This is a genomic window from Streptomyces camponoticapitis, assembly GCF_014646115.1.
In the GTDB taxonomy this organism is placed as follows: domain Bacteria; phylum Actinomycetota; class Actinomycetes; order Streptomycetales; family Streptomycetaceae; genus Streptomyces; species Streptomyces camponoticapitis.
This window is the reverse complement of the sequence record NZ_BMMV01000014.1, coordinates 199,986-215,956: the sequence shown is the minus strand read 5'-3', so window position 1 is coordinate 215,956 and position 15,971 is coordinate 199,986. Positions and strand designations below refer to the sequence as shown.

The following is a 15,971-nucleotide window of genomic DNA, read 5'->3' as shown; positions in this document are numbered from 1 at the left end:
CAAGTCTGAACCGAGATCAACCTGCGTCGGTACGGGACGGCCGGAGGTTAAAGAACAAGCTAGGCGCGGGCGCGCTGGGTGACCGCGATGCAGAGCAGTACGGCGACGGCCGCCGGCGGGGCGGCCGTCGCCGGCTTCTCCCCGAGCAGCAGCACCGACCAGACCAGGGTCAGCAGCGGCTGGGCGAGCTGGAGCTGGCTGGCCTTCTCGACCCCGATCGTGGCCATGCCCCGGTACCAGACGTAGAGGCCGAAGAAGGTCGACCCCGCCGCCACCCACACCAGGCCGGTCATCCCCTGAGCGGTCAGCCGTAGCGGCTCGAAGGACAGGGCGACGGCCGAGACCACCAGATTCAGCGGCAGGCACGCGACCAGCGCCCAGCCGATCACATGCCAGCCCGGCATCAGCCGCGCCAGCCTGCCGCCCTCCGTATAGCCGGCCGCGCACACCAGCAGCGCGCCGAACAGATACAGATCACCGGTCGAGACGGCCCCGCCGCTCTGCTGGAGGGTGAAGGCGATCACCACGCCCGCCCCCGCGACGGCCGCGCCCCAGAACGTGCGCGACGGGCGCCTGCCGGTACGCAGCGCCGAGAACGCGGCGGTGCTCAGCGGCAGCAGTCCCACGACGACAGCGGCGTGTGCCGTGGTGGAGGTCTGGAGGGCCAGCGTCGTCAGCATCGGGAAGCCCAGCACCACACCCGAGGCCACCACGGCCAGCGCGCCCCAGTGCCGCCGCTCCGGGACGGGCACGCGCACCGCCAGCAGGAAGCCGCCCGCCATCAGCGCGGCCAGCACGTTGCGTATCGCGACCAGGGACCAGGGGCCGAAGCTCTCCAGCCCCCAGACGGTCGCGGGGAAGGTGAGCGAGAAGGAGAGGACCCCCGCCACCGCGAGGAGGGTGCCGCCGGTAACCGCTACCGGGGCCGTACGAGTAGCGCTATCCTGTGCTGTCATGCAAGAGCGTAGCAGCGTGGCTGAGTTGGCGAAATCTCTACGAGACGAGCTCGACCGCTACTCACCAGGTGGAAAGCTGCCGTCCAGCAGGGAACTGGTGGAGCGTCACCGGGTCTCCCCGGTGACCGTCTCCCGCGCGCTCGCCCAGCTCTCCGCCGAGGGCCTGGTCGTCACCCGCCCCGGAGCCGGTGCCTTCCGGGCGCCCGCCCGGCCCGGGACACCGCAGTCGGGGGACACCTCCTGGCAGGAGGTCGCGCTCAGCGCCGACGCCGCCACCGAACTCGTCCCCCGCAGCGTCGACTCCTCAGCCGTACTGACCACCCTCGCCGTGCCCCCGCCCGGAGTGATCGAGTTCAGCGGCGGCTATCTGCACTCCTCCCTCCAGCCCGAACAGGCCATGGCCGCCGCCCTGGCCCGCGCCGGCAGACGCCCTGGCGCCTGGAGCCGCCCGCCCATCGACGGACTCCCCGAACTCCGCGAATGGTTCGCCCGCGACATCGGCGACACCTGGACGGCCGCGGACGTACTCGTCACCTCCGGCGGCCAGAGCGCCCTGACCACCGCCCTGCGCGCGCTCGCCCCGCCCGGCGCCCCCGTCCTCGTCGAATCACCCACCTATCCCGGCATGCTCGCCATCGCGCGGGCCTCCGGGCTGCGGCCCGTCCCCGTACCCGTGGACTCCGACGGCGTACGCCCCGAACTCCTCGCCGCCGCCTTCCGGGCCACCGGCGCACGGGTCTTCGTCTGCCAGCCCCTCATCCAGAACCCCACCGGAGCGGTCCTCTCCGAGGCACGCAGGCCCGAGATCCTGCGCATCGCCCGCGAGGCCGGCGCCTTCGTCGTGGAGGACGACTTCCTGCGCCGCCTCATCCACGAGGACGCCGGCCCGCTGCCCCGCCCCCTCGCCGCCGACGACCAGGACGGAGTCGTCGTCCACGTCTGCTCGCTCACCAAACCGACCTCGCCCAGCCTCCGGGTCGGGGTACTCGCCGCCCGGGGCCCGGTGCTCGAACGGCTCAGGTCCATCCATGTCGTCGACTGCTTCTTCGTCGCCCGTCCCCTTCAGGAGGCCGCTCTCGAACTGGTCGGCTCACCCGCCTGGAACCGCCATCTGCGGTTTCTCGCAAGGGAGTTGAAGAACCGCAGGAACGCCATGACCGCCGGCCTCCTCCAGCACCTGCCGGAACTGGCCCTCCCGCACATCCCGCCCGGCGGCTATCACCTGTGGCTGCGCCTGCCCGACGGCACCGACGAACAGGCCCTGGTCTCCGCGGCGCTGCGCGCGGGCGTCTCCGTCACCGCCGGCCGTCCCTATTTCTGCGCCGAACCCTCCGCGGCCCATCTCCGGCTGGCCTTCGCGGCCGTCGCCGGACCGCAGGAGATCGCCGACGGCATACGGCGGCTGCGTACCGCCTGCGACGAGGTGCTGAGCTGACCACATGCCTTGATCGTGGCATCCGCCACTGACAACGGGCCCACCACCTGGCAGCCTTCCGCCATGAGTGAGACGACGACCTCCGCCGCGTACGAGATCTCGACCGACCCCGCACGTCTCGACGCGGACCGGATCCACCGCTGGCTGTCGACGGACGCGTACTGGGCGCTCGGCCGCAGCCGCCACACCCAGGACGGGGCCATCGCCGGATCGCTCAACTTCGGTGTCTACGACACCGCTTCGGGTGAACAGATCGCGTACGCCCGCGTCGTCACCGACCACGCCACCTTCGCCTGGCTCTGCGACGTGTACGTCGCCCCCGTCGCCCGCGGCAGGGGACTCGGCACCGAACTCGTCACCGCCGTACGCGACCACCTCGCCCCGCTGGGACTGCGGCGCGTGATGCTGGCCACGGAGGACGCCCACGGCGTCTACGAGAAGGTGGGGTTCAAGTCGCTCGAAAACCCCCTGATGTGGATGAGTCTGGACCTTCAGGCTCCCTCTTGACCTCTGCCGTTTTCGGGATCACGATCCCGGCATGAGTGTTCGGGTCACGTTGGTCGCCGCCGCGCGCAGCTCAGCCCCACTTGCCGAACGTTTCGACGACGACCGCCCCCTCGACCAGGCCGGATGGCACGAGGTGCAGCTCGTCGCCCACTCGCTCGTGCCGCTGGCCGCCGCCGAGCTGCGCTACTGCTCGCCCACCGCGCGCAGCCGCGCCACCGGGGAAGCCCTCGGCTACGCGCCCCTGGTCCAGCCGGCCCTGCGGGACTGCGACATGGGCCGCTGGCGCGGCTGCACCTTCGCGGACGTCGCCGCGCGTGAACCCGCGGCGGTGGACGCCTGGCTCGCCGACCCGCGCTCGGCCCCGCACGGGGGCGAACCGCTGCTGGCGTTCATCTCCCGCATAGGCGGCTGGCTGGACACGCGCCCCGCCGACGACATCGGCGCCATCGTCGCCGTCGCCGAACCGGCGGTCATCAGGGCGGCACTCGTCTACGCCCTGCACGCCCCCGCACCCAGCTTCTGGAACGTGGACGTCCGCCCGCTCTCCACGATCACCCTCATGGGCACCCCCGGCCGCTGGAGCCTGCGCCTGGACGCCCGCGCCTGACGGGTGCGCCGCGTACGCCCTCCAGGTCCATCCGGCCGAAGGCGGCCATCTCAGTCCCACTGCGCCGAGCAGCGGACACAGCCTTCCCAGTGCGGCAGCGCGCTCAGGATCCGATGGCGGACGCAGGACGCCATCGCCGCTTCGTCCGGGCGCGGGAAGCGAGGGTGGGGCGTGCGCCCCGCCGCCGGGGCCGGCTCGTAATTCTCGACCATCTCCCTGAACCGCCGCAGATCGCGCTGGGCGTACGGGGCCTCGTAGTCCAGCTCCTCCCAGCGGTGCCGGGCCAGCGCCAGATCGGTGGTCCGCAGCACGAAGTCCTTCGCGTGGGCGCACTGGGCCGGTGTCGCGCCCCAGTCGATGTCCGGCAGATCGAAGCCGACGCACCCCCCGCCCACGACGTTCTGGTCCTGGAGCGCCAGCAGAGCCGCGAACCGGTAGTCCCAGGGCTCCTCGGCCAGATCGGAGACGGCCAGCATGAGCACGTCGACGAAAACGGCCGTGCCGCCGTTCGACATGCGCAGGCGTGCGTCGCCGCCGCCGCGAAAGCTGTTCCCCACGCTCGCTCCCGCCCCCGTCCCCTGCTCCGGCCACAGAATACGGCGGCGCGCACCATGTCCGTATCTGTGGGCCATACGGCTCTGTGGTCATGGCACACCGGCCACCGGCTCAGGAGACTGGAGAAGTGGGCCGGGAATACCGGCCCCAGCAAGGACCCGCGAGCAGAAGGACCAGGTGATGACGATGGCCGACGACCCCTCCGTACCGGCGGGCGTGACCGTACCGGACACGAAGCTCGCACGGGCGGCGACCGAGCTCGTACGCGACACCGTGAGCGAACTGATCTACGACCACTCGCGCCGCGTCTACTTCTTCGGCAGCCTCCAGGGGCGCAACCGCGATCTCAGCTTCGACCCCGAACTCCTCTACATCGGGGCCATGTTCCACGACCTGGGCCTCGGCGAGTCCTTCCACGGCAGCGGGCGGCGCTTCGAGGTCGACAGCGCCGACGAGGCACGCCGCTTCCTCCGGGCGAACCAGGTGCCCGAGGACAGCGTCAGGCGCGTATGGACCGCGATCGCCCTGCACACGACGCCGGGCGTGCCCGAGTTCATGGAGCCGGAGGTGGCGCTGGTGACCGCGGGTGTCGAGTACGACGTCCTCGGCATCGGCTACCACGACATCGGCGAGGACGACCGGGCCGCCGTCGTCGCGCTGCACCCGCGTCCCGGCTTCAAGCAGCGCATCCTCGGCGCGTTCACCGACGGCGTGCGGCACAAGCCGGAGACCACCTTCGGCAACGTCAAGGCCGACGTGCTCGCCCACTACGTGCCCGGCTTCGAACGCGGCGACTTCGTGCGTACGATCCTGGACTCGCCGTGGCCCGAGTGACCGTGGCCGTGGTGGCGTTCGACGGGGTGCAGCTCCTCGACGTCACCGGCCCGGCCGAGGTGTTCACCACGGCCAACATGTTCGGCGCCGACTACGACGTACGGATCGTCTCCCCGGACGGGGCCGACGTGCGGACGTCGGCGGGCGTACGCATCGGCGTCGACGGCGGACCCGCGTCGCTGCCCGGCCGGCCGGGCACCCTCGTGGTGCCCGGCCGCAGCGACTGGCGGCGGGCGGTCACCGACCGGCCGCTCATCTCCCTCGTCGAGGAGCTGGTCCGGCGCTCACGCCGGACCGCCTCGGTGTGCGCCGGCGCGTTCGTCCTGGCGGAGACGGGCGCGCTGGACGGGCGGCGCGCCGCGACGCACTGGAGGCTGGCCGCGCAGCTCGCCGGCGCGTACCCACGGGTGCGCGTCGAGCCGGACCCGGTGTTCGTACGGGACGGCGACATCATCACCTCCGCCGGAGTCACCGCCGGAATCGACCTCGCGCTCTCCCTGGTCGAGGACGACCACGGCGCCGGGGTGGCGCGCGACGTCGCCCGCGAACTGGTGGTCTTCATGGCACGTCCCGGGGGCCAGTCGCAGTTCAGCGCGCGCCTGGCGCCGCGCGGGGCGAAGCACCCCGCGGTACGGCGCGCGATGGACGCCGTCGGCGCCGACCCCGCCGCCCCGCACAGTCCGGAGTCCCTGGCGGAGACCGTCGGCATCAGCGCCCGCCACCTCAGCAGGCTCTTCCGCGGCGAGACGGGCGCGACGCCCGGCCAGTACCTGGAATCCGTACGGCTGGAGGCCGCGCGGGTCCTCCTCGAATCGGGCGACGATTCCGTGGAGACGGTGGCCGGGGCGGCCGGGTTCGGCTCGTCCGAGACGATGCGGCGGGTCTTCCAGCAGACGCTGGGCATCGCGCCGACCGCCTACCGGGCGCGGTTCCGCACGACGACGCCCGCGAAGGACGACGCCGCGCGCACCACGGTCGTGGGTCTCTACCAGGGCAGCGGACCCGTCACGTCGAAGTAGCCGCCCCGTCGGGCCGTCCGGGCCCACTGAGCCATCCGTACGATGATCTCCGCGCCTTCCTCGACGGTCTGCGTACCGGTGTTCCCGTTGAGGTCCGTCGCCGTGTAGCCGGGCTCCACCGCGTTGATCCGCATGTTCGGGAAGGCCTTCGCGTACTGGACCGTGATCACGTTGACCGCCGTCTTGGACGCCGGATAGGCCACACCCGGGTACGCGGCCGACGGCGTGCCCGGCTCGGTGATCCGGGCCATCGAGCCCAGACCGCTGCTGAGGTTGACACCACCGGGGCGGTGCGCACCCGGAGTCGAGCGTCCCGGGCGGCCGCCTCCCGCACCATCGCTTCCGGGTCCCGACCCAGCCGGTCCACCAGTTCGGGCGTCGCCTCCGGATCCCGTACGGCCAGGGCGCGGGCCGGGTGGTGCTCGGCGAGCAGCAGCCGCACGGCGAAGTCCTCGTCGTCCGCGAGCCGTTCGACGCAGTCCCCCGGCAGCTCCGGACAGACGGCGGCGCTGCGCCGCAGCCACAGGTGCCCGGACGCCGCGCACCGGCGCAGGACGCGTAGCCGGGCCGGACCGGCCTTCGACCTCCCGCCGGGGCCCTTCGGCAGCCGCTGTTGACCTTGTCGCGACGGCAGGGTTTCTACTGGAACCAACCCCGAGGAGGAGAGCGATGACCACGACCCCTGAGAAGAACCTGGCCTTGATGCACACCGCCTACCGAACGCTCCAGAGCGGCGACCTCGACGCGTGCGCGGAGCTGGTGACGGAGAACTTCATCGCCAACCTCCCCGGGCTGCCCGACCCGTTGCACGGGCGGGAGATCTGGAAGCTGGGCGCACAGACGATGTTCGAGGCCTTCCCCGATCTGCGGATCCAGGTCGAGGACATGTTCGGCGTCGACGACAAGGTGACGGTCCGCGTCCACTTCGAGGGCACTCACCAGGGCACCTTCCAGGGGATCGAGGCGACGCGGCGGCCCGTGAGCTACCGCAGCATCGAGATCTACCGCATGGAAGGCGACAAGATCGCCGAGGAGTGGGTCGCCCCGGACATGATGAGCCTGATGCGGCAGATCTCGCCCGAGTCGGGATGAGCGCGGTTCCGTCCCGTCACCCTCACCCCAGCGACGCGCTCGCCGCCCGCAGCTCGTTCAGGGCCGTCAGGACGTACCCGGCGAGTTCGTCCTCCGCACCACGATCGCCCTCCGACCATTCGGCGTACCCCCGTTTGAAGGCGAGGACGCCCAGCTCGCCCGCGAGAGCCGCGATCGGATCCGGTACGCCGCGGGCCACCAGAGCGGATGTCATCGCGGCCGCGAGGCCGACGCTCTTGAGGGCGTCGCGCTCCTGGAGTTCGGCGCTGGCGGCGACGGCCGCCTTCAGCCGAGGGGCGAGCTCGCGGTTCATGGGGCCCATCGTGCTGGAGGCGCGTTCGAGCCCCGCGGCGACCGCCTGGAGCGGGGCGGCGTCGCCGGGCGCCTCGGCGATCCCCTCGGCCAGCAGCCGGCTCAGCGTCTCCTGACCGGCCACCAGCAGCTCGCGCTTGTCGGGGAAGTGCCGGAAGAAGGTGCTCTTGGTGACCCCGGCGCGCTCGGCGATCTGTGCGACGGTCGTGGCGTCGTACCCCTGCTCGCCGAAGAGATCGACGGCGGCCACGACGAGGCGCTCGCGCGCGCCTGGTTCCCATCGGCCCATGGCCGCATCCTACGTGACGGGACAAGAGTCCCATCGCCTTGCGAAGGCTCCGCGTCAGGACGGGTGTGAGGGCGCCGAGCTCGACCATTGCATAAAGCTGCGTAGGTACGTATAGTCATGCCATCGACGAGGAGGCTTCGATGGCGGTACGCGCAGCGGTGGCAGGGGCCAGTGGATATGCCGGAGGGGAAGTGCTCCGGCTGCTCCTGGGACACCCCGGCGTCGAGATCGGCGCGCTCACCGGGAACTCTAACGCCGGTCAGCGCCTCGGAACGCTCCAGCCCCACCTCGGGCCGCTGGCCGAGCGGATCCTGGAGCCCACCACGGCCGACGTGCTCGCCGGGCACGACGTCGTCTTTCTCGCGTTGCCGCACGGGCAGTCCGGCGCCGTCGCCCAGCAGCTCGGCGACGAGGTGCTCGTCATCGACATGGGCGCCGACTTCCGGCTGAAGGACGCCGCCGACTGGGAGACGTTCTACGGCTCCGCCCATGCCGGTACCTGGCCCTACGGCCTCCCCGAACTGCCGGGCAGCCGCGCCGCGTTGGAGGGGTCCAAGCGCGTCGCGGTGCCTGGTTGCTATCCGACGGCCGTCTCGCTCGCGCTCTACCCCGCGTACGGCGCGGGCCTCGTCGAGCCCGAGGCCGTCATCACCGCCGCCTCCGGTACCTCCGGCGCGGGCAAGTCCGTCAAGCCGCATCTGCTCGGCTCCGAGGTCATGGGCTCGATGAGCCCGTACGGCGTCGGCGGCGGCCACCGGCACACCCCCGAGATGATCCAGAACCTCAGCGCCGTGGCGGGGGAGCGTGTCGGTGTCTCCTTCACCCCCACCCTCGCCCCCATGCCGCGAGGCATCCTCGCCACCTGCTCCGCGAAAGCCCGGCCGGACGTCACCGCGGACGACATACGCGGCGCGTACGAGAAGGCATTCGCCGACGAGCGGTTCGTCCAGCTCCTGCCCGAGGGCCAGTGGCCGGCGACCGCGTCCGTGTACGGCTCCAACGCCGTACAGGTCCAGGTCGTCCTCGACGAGAACGCCCGGCGCCTCATCGCGATCAGCGCCATCGACAACCTCACCAAGGGCACGGCCGGCGGCGCGATCCAGAGCATGAACATCGCCCTCGGACTGCCCGAGGAGACCGGGCTCCCGGCGACCGGCGTCGCGCCGTGAGCCCGGCTCCGCACGTCACCCCATGAAACACACCATCACCCGGCCGAAGAAGGAGATGCAGTGAGCGTCACGGCAGCAGGCGGATTCACGGCGGCGGGCATCACCGCCGGGATCAAGGACAGCGGCGCCCCGGATCTGGCCCTCGTGGTCAACACCGGGCCGCGCCGGGCCGCCGCGGGCGTCTTCACCTCCAACCGCGTCAAGGCCGCCCCCGTCCTCTGGTCGGAGCAGGTCGTCAAGGGCGGCCGGATCTCCGCCGTCGTCCTCAACTCCGGTGGAGCCAACGCCTGTACGGGCCCCAAGGGCTTCCAGGACACCCACGCCACCGCCGAGAAGGTCGCCGAGGTGCTGAACGAGGCCGATCCCGGCGCCCACAGCTCCGGCGAGATCGCCGTCGCCTCCACCGGGCTCATCGGTATCAACCTCCCGATGGACAAGCTCCTGCCGGGCATCGGGAAGGCGGCGGCCGAACTCTCCCCGCACGGCGGCGAGAAGGCCGCCATCGCCATCAAGACCACGGACAGCGTGCACAAGACGGCCGTCGCGGGCGGCGACGGCTGGACCGTCGGCGGTATGGCCAAGGGCGCCGGCATGCTCGCCCCCGGCCTCGCCACCATGCTCGTCGTGCTCACCACCGACGCCGACGTCGACAGCCCCGCCCTCGACTCGGCCCTGCGCGCCGCCACCCGTACCACCTTCGACCGGGTCGACTCCGACGGCTGCATGTCCACCAACGACACGGTCCTGCTGCTCGCCTCCGGCGCCGCCCGGGTGACGCCCGGCTACGAGGAGTTCGCGGAGGCCGTCCGCACGGTCTGCGACGACCTCGGCCGTCAGCTCATCGGCGACGCGGAAGGCGCCAGCAAGGACATCCGCATCGAGGTGATCAACGCCGCGACCGAGGACGACGCCGTCGAGGTGGGCCGCTCCGTCGCCCGTAACAACCTCCTCAAGTGCGCCCTGCACGGCGAGGACCCCAACTGGGGCCGGGTGTTGTCCGCGATCGGCACGACCTCCGCCGCCTTCGAACCCGACCGGCTGGGCGTCGCCATCAACGACGTCTGGGTCTGCAAGGACGGCTCCGTCGGCGAGGACCGCGACCTCGTCGACATGCGCTTCCGGGAGGTGCGGATCACCGCCGACCTCGCCGCCGGCAACGAGTCGGCCGTCATCTGGACCAACGACCTCACCGCCGACTACGTCCACGAGAACAGCGCGTACAGCTCATGACCGCCCGCAAGCACACCGCGCTGCCCAAGGCGCAGATCCTCATCGAGGCGCTGCCCTGGCTGACCAGGCACCACGGCAAGACCGTCGTCATCAAGTTCGGCGGCAACGCCATGGTCGACGAAGACCTCAAGGCCGCCTTCGCCCAGGACGTCGTCTTCCTGCGCCAGGCCGGTCTCAAGCCCGTCGTCGTGCACGGCGGCGGCCCCCAGATCAGCGCACAGCTCGACCGGCACGGGCTGGTCAGCGAGTTCAAGGCCGGGCTGCGGGTCACCACGCCCGAGGCGATGGACGTCGTACGGATGGTGCTCGCCGGCCAGGTCCAGCGCGAGCTCGTCGGGCTGCTCAACCAGCACGGCCCGCTCGCCGTCGGGATGACCGGCGAGGACGCGCACACCATCTCGGCGACCCGGCACCGGCCCCGTATCGACGGCGAGCTGGTCGACATCGGCCGGGTCGGCGAGATCACCGAGATCGACCCGGGCGCCATCGAGGCGCTGCTCGCCGACGGCCGTATCCCGGTCATCTCCTCCATCGCGCGCAGCGCCGACGACGGACACGTCTACAACGTCAACGCCGACACCGCTGCCGCCGCGCTCGCCGCCGCCCTCGGCGCCGAGACGCTGATGGTCCTCACCGACGTCGAGGGTCTGTACGAGGACTGGCCGAACAACGACGACGTGATCAGCAGGCTCACGGCGACCGAGCTGGAGAAGCTGCTGCCCGAGCTGTCCAGCGGCATGGTGCCGAAGATGGAGGGCTGTCTGTTCGCCGTACGCAACGGGGTCAACACCGCCCGCGTGCTCGACGGCCGCGTACAGCACTCGATCCTGCTGGAGATCTTCACCGACGAGGGCATCGGCACCATGGTCGTCCCCGACGGCCGGGAGCGCGTGACCGCAGCGACAACGGAGACCACGGTAGGGGGAGCGTCATGACCGACGACGGAAACCAGGAACTCACGCGCCGCTGGCAGCACGTGATGGCCGACAACTACGGCACCCCGAGGCTCTCCCTCGTGCGCGGCGCCGGCGCCACCGTCTGGGACGCCGACGGCAACGCCTACACCGACTTCGTCGGCGGCATCGCCGTGAACGCCCTCGGCCACGCCCATCCGGCCGTCGTCGACGCGGTCACCCGGCAGATCTCCTCCCTCGGCCATGTGTCGAACCTGTACATCGCCGCCCCGCCCGTCGCCCTCGCCGAACGGCTCGTCGACCTCGCCGACCGCCCCGGCCGCGTCTACTTCTGCAACTCCGGCGCCGAGGCGAACGAAGCCGCGTTCAAGATCGGCCGGCTCACCGGCCGCCGCCACATGGTCGCCACCGACGGCGGCTTCCACGGCCGCACGATGGGCGCGCTCGCCCTCACCGGGCAGCCGCCGAAACGGGAGCCCTTCCTGCCGTTGCCCGGCGACGTCACGCATGTCCCGTACGGAGACGCCGACGCGCTCAGGGCGGCCGTCACCGAGGAGACCGCGCTGCTGATCATCGAGCCGATCCAGGGGGAGAACGGTGTGGTCGTCCCGCCCCGGGGCTATCTCGAAGCGGCCCGGGAGATCACCCGCGCCACGGGCACGCTGCTGGTGCTCGACGAGGTCCAGACGGGTGTAGGGCGGACCGGGCACTGGTTCGAGTACCAGGCACATCAGAGTGTCGAGCCCGATGTCGTCACGCTCGCCAAGGGTCTCGGCGGCGGCCTGCCGCTCGGCGCGACGCTCGCGTTCGGCCCGGCGGCGGATCTGCTCAAGCCCGGTCAGCACGGTACGACCTTCGGCGGCAACCCCGTCGCCTGCGCCGCCGGGCTCGCCGTACTGGACACGCTCGGCGCCGACGGGGCACTCGACACGGTGAAGCGGCTGGGGGAGAAGCTGCGGGACGGAATCGAGGCGCTCGGCCACCCGCTGGTCTCGCATGTCCGTGGCGCGGGGCTGCTGCTGGGTATCGTGCTCACCGAGCCGCTCGCGCCACAGGTACAGCAGGCGGCTCAGGATGCCGGTCTTCTGGTGAACGCGCCAGCTCCCGATGTCGTACGGCTGATGCCACCGCTGATCATCGGCGACGACGAGGTGGAAACGTTCCTCCGGGCTCTGCCCGGCATCCTCGACACCACCCACGGGACCAACGGGGCCGGACGATCCGGGGAATGAGACGACGATGACCGAGGCGCAGGCACCACCAGAGCACAACGGGACCGACAGGGACGGCTCGGGCGGCACCAACGGCGGCGCCGAGGCGGCCGATCAGCACATCGGACCGTCCGTCCCGCAGACCCGCACCGCGCGCCACCGCCGGATCGTGGACATCCTCAACCGGCAGCCGGTCCGCAGCCAGAGCCAGCTCGCCAAGCTCCTCGCCGACGACGGTCTGAGCGTCACCCAGGCGACGCTCTCGCGCGACCTGGACGAGCTGGGCGCCGTGAAGATCCGCAACACCGGTGGTGAGCTGATCTACGCGGTCCCCAGCGAGGGCGGCTACCGCACCCCGCACGCCCCGCTCGGCGAGTCGGCGAAGGAGGAGCGGATGCGGCGGCTCTCCGGCGAACTGCTCATCTCCGCCGAGGCCTCCGCCAACCTCGTGGTGCTCCGTACGCCGCCGGGCGCCGCCCAGTTCCTCGCCTCGGCCATCGACCAGGCCGAGCTCCGGCCCATCCTCGGCACCATCGCCGGTGACGACACGCTGCTGCTGATCAGCCGCGACCCGGCGGGCGGGCAGGCGCTCGCGGACCATCTGCTGCGGCTGGCCCAGAAGGACGGCTGAGCGCGCGCCGGCGGCTCTGCGGGCGGATCAGTAGTTGGTGATCGCCGTACGACCCGACGCCGTGCCCACCGCGATGTGAGGTGAGCGCGCGGGGTCGGCCCACGCCAGGATGCGGCGCATCGCACCGGCCGGTACGGAGACACAACCGGCCGTCGCGCCCTTGCCGTTGACGTGCAGGAAGATCGCGGCGCCCCGGCCGCGCACGGGCCGGTCGTAGTTGAAGCCGATCACCAGTGCGTGGGCGTACTGGGCGCCGTACTCGGTCAGATGCTCGGCCTCCGCCGCACGGCAGTCGGCAGGCAGGCCCTCGACCCAGCGGTTGTACGCGCGCGAGTCGTTGTCCTGGCACCACCAGGACCGGTCGGTCACCGGGCGGTACGCGAAACGGGTGCCCGCCGGGGCCGGCCGGATGCCGAAGGCGTACGGCAGGTCGTACAGCCCCGTCGGCGTGGTCGAGGTGCCCTGGACCCGCTCGGTGCCCCCGACCAGCCCGCCCGCCCCGAACCGGGCGTCCGCCGACCCCGCCGCCACCCAGCGGCCCCCGCGCCGGTCCCACCAGGTGACACGGCCCGTGGTGGCGCCGGTGTTCGGCGCCTCGGCGGTGATCAGCTGGCTGCCGCCGCCGGTGTCGGCCATCCGCTCGGGGAGCGGCACGGAGGTGTCGGCGGGCGCGGCACGACCAGGCGCGACGGGACTGGGCGTGACAGGGCCGGCCGCCACCGTGGCGACGACGGCGAGCAGGACCGACCCGAGCGTGAGAAGGGTGCGCATGCTCGGACCGTACGCCGGTGGCCGGGTGACGGCCTCTCAGGATCCCCGTCCGCCGGCCCGGACGGAGCCGAACGGGTCGCTACGCCGAAGGGTGCGACGCGACCTCCGCGGGCCCGTCCGTGCGCGCGGGCAGCGGCAGGGGCAGCGCGGGCAGCCCGTCCAGGCTCACGCCCACGTACTCCTTCTTCTCGCAGTACGCGGCGAACTCCTCGTCCGTCTTCCTGCCGAAGTGCTCCGCGTGCTGGGTGCGCTCCTCCCGGTACTCCATGAAGGGGACGGCGAATCCGCACGAGTCGCTGATCCGTACCGCCCCGACCAGGATGATCGCCCGCGCGCTCGGCCCGTCCGCGGCCGCGAACCGCCCGATGTACTCCGCCCAGCGCGGATCGTCCCGGAAGACCGGTTCCCCGCGCCCGTGCACCCGCAGGATCTTCGGCGGCCCGTCGAACGCGCACCACATCAGGGTGATGCGGCCGTTCTCGCGCAGATGGGCGATGGTCTCGGCGCCGCTGCCGCCGAAGTCGAGATAGGCGAGCGTCGACTCGTCCAGTACGACGAGGCTGCCGGAGCGGCCTTTGGGGGACACGTTGACGTGACCGTCATCGGCGCGTGGGGCCGTTGCGGTGAAGAAGAGGGGCTGTTCCTCGATGAACGTGCGTATCCGGCCGTCGATTCGTTCGTAGTGCTTTCCCATGGCATCTATTGTCGGCGCCGGCGATCCCGCGCGTCGAGACGTTTGCCGAGGAACGGGACGGAACGGATGACGAAGAAGAAGACGACGCGCGGGGTACGTGTCCGGCGGGTCTACGAGGCTCCGGGGCCGGACGACGGGACTCGGGTGCTCGTCGACCGGCTCTGGCCGCGCGGGCTGGCCAAGACCGAGGCCGCGTTCGACGACTGGCTGAAGGACGTGGCTCCCTCGGCCGAGCTGCGGAAGTGGTACGGGCACGACCCCGGGAAGTACGAGGAGTTCGCCGACCGCTACCGGGCCGAGCTGGCGGCTGCCGGATCGGCCGCCGCCGGCGCCCTGGAACGGCTCCGGGAAGTGGCAGCCGGCGGCACCCTCACCCTGCTCACCGCCACCAAGGACCTGGAGCACAGCCACCCCCTGGTGCTGGCGGCGGAGGTCACGGAGAGCGACGCGGGGAGCACTCGGGGCCCGCGTTGACAAAACATACGGAGGACTGCATAGTTATACCCGTCAGCGTATGCACCGTAAGGAGAAACCCGTGACCGAGCGCGTCGTACTCGCCTACTCGGGAGGCCTGGACACCTCCGTCGCCATCGGCTGGATCGCCGAGGAGACGGGCGCCGAGGTCATCGCCGTCGCCGTGGATGTCGGTCAGGGCGGCGAGGACCTGGACGTCATCCGCAAGCGCGCGCTCGCCTGCGGTGCGGTCGAGGCCGAGGTCGCGGACGCCAAGGACGAGTTCGCCGAGGAGTACTGCCTCCCGGCGATCAAGGCCAACGCGCTCTACATGGACCGCTACCCGCTGGTTTCGGCGCTCTCCCGGCCGACGATCGTCAAGCACCTCGTGGCCGCCGCCAAGAAGCACGGCGCCGACACCGTCGCCCACGGCTGCACCGGCAAGGGCAACGACCAGGTCCGTTTCGAGGCCGGCATCGTCGCCCTCGCCCCCGAGCTGAAGTGCATCGCCCCGGTCCGCGACTACGCGATGACCCGTGACAAGGCGATCGCCTTCTGCGAGGAGAAGAACCTCCCGATCGCGACCACCAAGAAGTCCCCGTACTCCATCGACCAGAACGTCTTCGGACGGGCCGTCGAGACGGGCTTCCTGGAGGACATCTGGAACGGTCCGATCGAGGACATCTACGAGTACACCTCCAACCCGGCGGAGCCCCGCGAGGCCGACGAGGTCGTCATCTCCTTCAAGGAGGGCGTCCCGGTCGCCATCGACGGCAAGCCCGTCTCCGTCCTCCAGGCGATCCAGCAGCTCAACGAGCGGGCGGGCGGCCAGGGCATCGGCCGGATCGACATGGTCGAGGACCGGCTCGTGGGCATCAAGTCCCGTGAGGTGTACGAGGCGCCGGGCGCGATCGCGCTGATCACCGCCCACCAGGAGCTGGAGAACGTCACCGTCGAGCGCGAGCTGGCCCGCTACAAGCGGCAGGTCGAGCAGCGCTGGGGCGAGATGGTCTACGACGGCCTGTGGTTCTCCCCGCTGAAGCGGGCCCTGGACGGCTTCATCAACGAGGCCAACCAGCACGTCACCGGCGACATCCGGATGACCCTGCACGGCGGCCGGGCCGTCGTCACCGGCCGGCGCTCGGAGGAGTCGCTGTACGACTTCAACCTGGCGACGTACGACTCGGGCGACACCTTCGACCAGTCCAAGGCGCAGGGCTTCATCGAGCTGTTCGGCCTCTCGGCCAAGATCGCGGCCAAGCGGGACCAGGTGTAGTCCGTTCTCCCCGTCC

18 protein-coding genes and 1 pseudogene are annotated in these 15,971 nt (G+C 71.5%); 13 read left to right on the top strand and 6 right to left on the bottom strand.

Going from position 1 to position 15,971, the window contains the following annotated elements; all coding sequences use genetic code 11:
• Positions 1-59: 59 nt before the first annotated feature.
• Positions 60-956 carry a DMT family transporter gene (locus IEY79_RS22165; protein ID WP_189109303.1) on the bottom strand — a complete coding sequence of 299 codons (897 nt, stop codon included), beginning with the start codon at positions 954-956 and terminating at the stop codon, positions 60-62.
• On the opposite strand from IEY79_RS22165, the gene IEY79_RS22160 reads away from it, so the two are divergent.
• The 3 genes from IEY79_RS22160 to IEY79_RS22150 all read left to right on the top strand — a co-directional run bounded on the left by IEY79_RS22160 (position 955) and on the right by IEY79_RS22150 (position 3,505).
• A complete protein-coding gene (locus IEY79_RS22160; RefSeq protein ID WP_189109302.1) occupies positions 955-2,391 on the top strand; it encodes an aminotransferase-like domain-containing protein in 1,437 nt (478 codons plus the stop codon). The two genes, IEY79_RS22165 and IEY79_RS22160, sit on opposite strands and share 2 nt — an antisense overlap.
• Positions 2,392-2,454: 63 nt before the next feature.
• Positions 2,455-2,898: a GNAT family N-acetyltransferase gene (locus tag IEY79_RS22155; protein WP_189109301.1), complete on the top strand. Its 444-nt coding sequence runs from the start codon at positions 2,455-2,457 to the stop codon at positions 2,896-2,898.
• 31 nt (positions 2,899-2,929) lie between these two features.
• On the top strand, positions 2,930-3,505 hold the full coding sequence (locus IEY79_RS22150; RefSeq protein WP_189109300.1) for a histidine phosphatase family protein: 576 nt from the start codon (positions 2,930-2,932) through the stop codon (positions 3,503-3,505).
• 50 nt (positions 3,506-3,555) lie between these two features.
• On the opposite strand, the gene IEY79_RS22145 is transcribed toward IEY79_RS22150, so the two are convergent.
• Entirely contained in the window at positions 3,556-4,062 is a 507-nt protein-coding gene (locus IEY79_RS22145) for a hypothetical protein (RefSeq protein ID WP_229701022.1), read from the bottom strand.
• A gap of 184 nt (positions 4,063-4,246) precedes the next feature.
• Here IEY79_RS22145 and IEY79_RS37450 point away from each other — a divergent pair, with 184 nt between their 5' ends.
• Both IEY79_RS37450 and IEY79_RS22140 read left to right on the top strand, forming a co-directional pair.
• On the top strand, positions 4,247-4,894 hold the full coding sequence (locus IEY79_RS37450) for an HD domain-containing protein (RefSeq protein ID WP_229701025.1): 648 nt from the start codon (positions 4,247-4,249) through the stop codon (positions 4,892-4,894).
• Positions 4,882-5,913, top strand: a complete 1,032-nt coding sequence (locus tag IEY79_RS22140) for a GlxA family transcriptional regulator (RefSeq protein ID WP_229701021.1) — start codon at positions 4,882-4,884, stop codon at positions 5,911-5,913. The genes IEY79_RS37450 and IEY79_RS22140 overlap by 13 nt, the downstream gene beginning before the upstream one ends.
• Here IEY79_RS22140 and IEY79_RS22135 read toward each other — a convergent pair.
• Positions 5,880-6,200, bottom strand: a pseudogene (locus tag IEY79_RS22135) (Rossmann-fold NAD(P)-binding domain-containing protein); the annotation flags it as partial. The gene IEY79_RS22140 and the pseudogene IEY79_RS22135 overlap by 34 nt on opposite strands.
• A 382-nt stretch (positions 6,201-6,582) precedes the next feature.
• Here IEY79_RS22135 and IEY79_RS22130 point away from each other — a divergent pair.
• On the top strand, positions 6,583-7,005 hold the full coding sequence (locus IEY79_RS22130) for an ester cyclase (RefSeq protein WP_189109298.1): 423 nt from the start codon (positions 6,583-6,585) through the stop codon (positions 7,003-7,005).
• 22 nt (positions 7,006-7,027) lie between these two features.
• On the opposite strand, the gene IEY79_RS22125 is transcribed toward IEY79_RS22130, so the two are convergent.
• Complete coding sequence (locus IEY79_RS22125) at positions 7,028-7,606, bottom strand: TetR/AcrR family transcriptional regulator (RefSeq protein ID WP_189109297.1); 579 nt, start codon at positions 7,604-7,606, stop codon at positions 7,028-7,030.
• Between the two features lie 140 nt (positions 7,607-7,746).
• Here IEY79_RS22125 and argC point away from each other — a divergent pair, with 140 nt between their 5' ends.
• Genes argC through IEY79_RS22100 form a run of 5 tightly spaced genes read left to right on the top strand, consistent with a single transcriptional unit; the run spans position 7,747 to position 12,761 of the window.
• A complete protein-coding gene (gene argC, locus IEY79_RS22120; protein ID WP_189109296.1) occupies positions 7,747-8,775 on the top strand; it encodes an N-acetyl-gamma-glutamyl-phosphate reductase in 1,029 nt (342 codons plus the stop codon).
• Positions 8,776-8,835: 60 nt separating this feature from the next.
• Positions 8,836-10,005, top strand: coding sequence for a bifunctional glutamate N-acetyltransferase/amino-acid acetyltransferase ArgJ (gene argJ, locus IEY79_RS22115; protein WP_189109295.1), 1,170 nt, complete (start codon positions 8,836-8,838; stop codon positions 10,003-10,005).
• Entirely contained in the window at positions 10,002-10,940 is a 939-nt protein-coding gene (gene argB, locus IEY79_RS22110) for an acetylglutamate kinase (RefSeq protein WP_189109294.1), read from the top strand. Before argJ ends, argB begins: the two co-directional genes overlap by 4 nt.
• A complete protein-coding gene (locus IEY79_RS22105; RefSeq protein WP_189109293.1) occupies positions 10,937-12,151 on the top strand; it encodes an acetylornithine transaminase in 1,215 nt (404 codons plus the stop codon). Before argB ends, IEY79_RS22105 begins: the two co-directional genes overlap by 4 nt.
• 7 nt (positions 12,152-12,158) lie before the next feature.
• Positions 12,159-12,761, top strand: a complete 603-nt coding sequence (locus IEY79_RS22100) for an arginine repressor (protein WP_229701020.1) — start codon at positions 12,159-12,161, stop codon at positions 12,759-12,761.
• 27 nt (positions 12,762-12,788) lie between these two features.
• Here IEY79_RS22100 and IEY79_RS22095 read toward each other — a convergent pair whose 3' ends face one another.
• Entirely contained in the window at positions 12,789-13,532 is a 744-nt protein-coding gene (locus tag IEY79_RS22095) for a L,D-transpeptidase family protein (RefSeq protein WP_189109292.1), read from the bottom strand.
• A 79-nt stretch (positions 13,533-13,611) separates the two neighbouring features.
• Positions 13,612-14,226, bottom strand: a complete 615-nt coding sequence (locus IEY79_RS22090) for a pyridoxamine 5'-phosphate oxidase family protein (RefSeq protein WP_189109291.1) — start codon at positions 14,224-14,226, stop codon at positions 13,612-13,614.
• Positions 14,227-14,292: 66 nt separating this feature from the next.
• Between IEY79_RS22090 and IEY79_RS22085 the strand changes: the two genes are divergently transcribed.
• Together IEY79_RS22085 and IEY79_RS22080 are read left to right on the top strand one after the other, a co-directional pair.
• Entirely contained in the window at positions 14,293-14,700 is a 408-nt protein-coding gene (locus IEY79_RS22085) for a DUF488 domain-containing protein (protein WP_189109290.1), read from the top strand.
• Positions 14,701-14,761: 61 nt separating this feature from the next.
• Positions 14,762-15,955 carry an argininosuccinate synthase gene (locus tag IEY79_RS22080; protein WP_189109289.1) on the top strand — a complete coding sequence of 398 codons (1,194 nt, stop codon included), beginning with the start codon at positions 14,762-14,764 and terminating at the stop codon, positions 15,953-15,955.
• Positions 15,956-15,971: the final 16 nt, after the last annotated feature.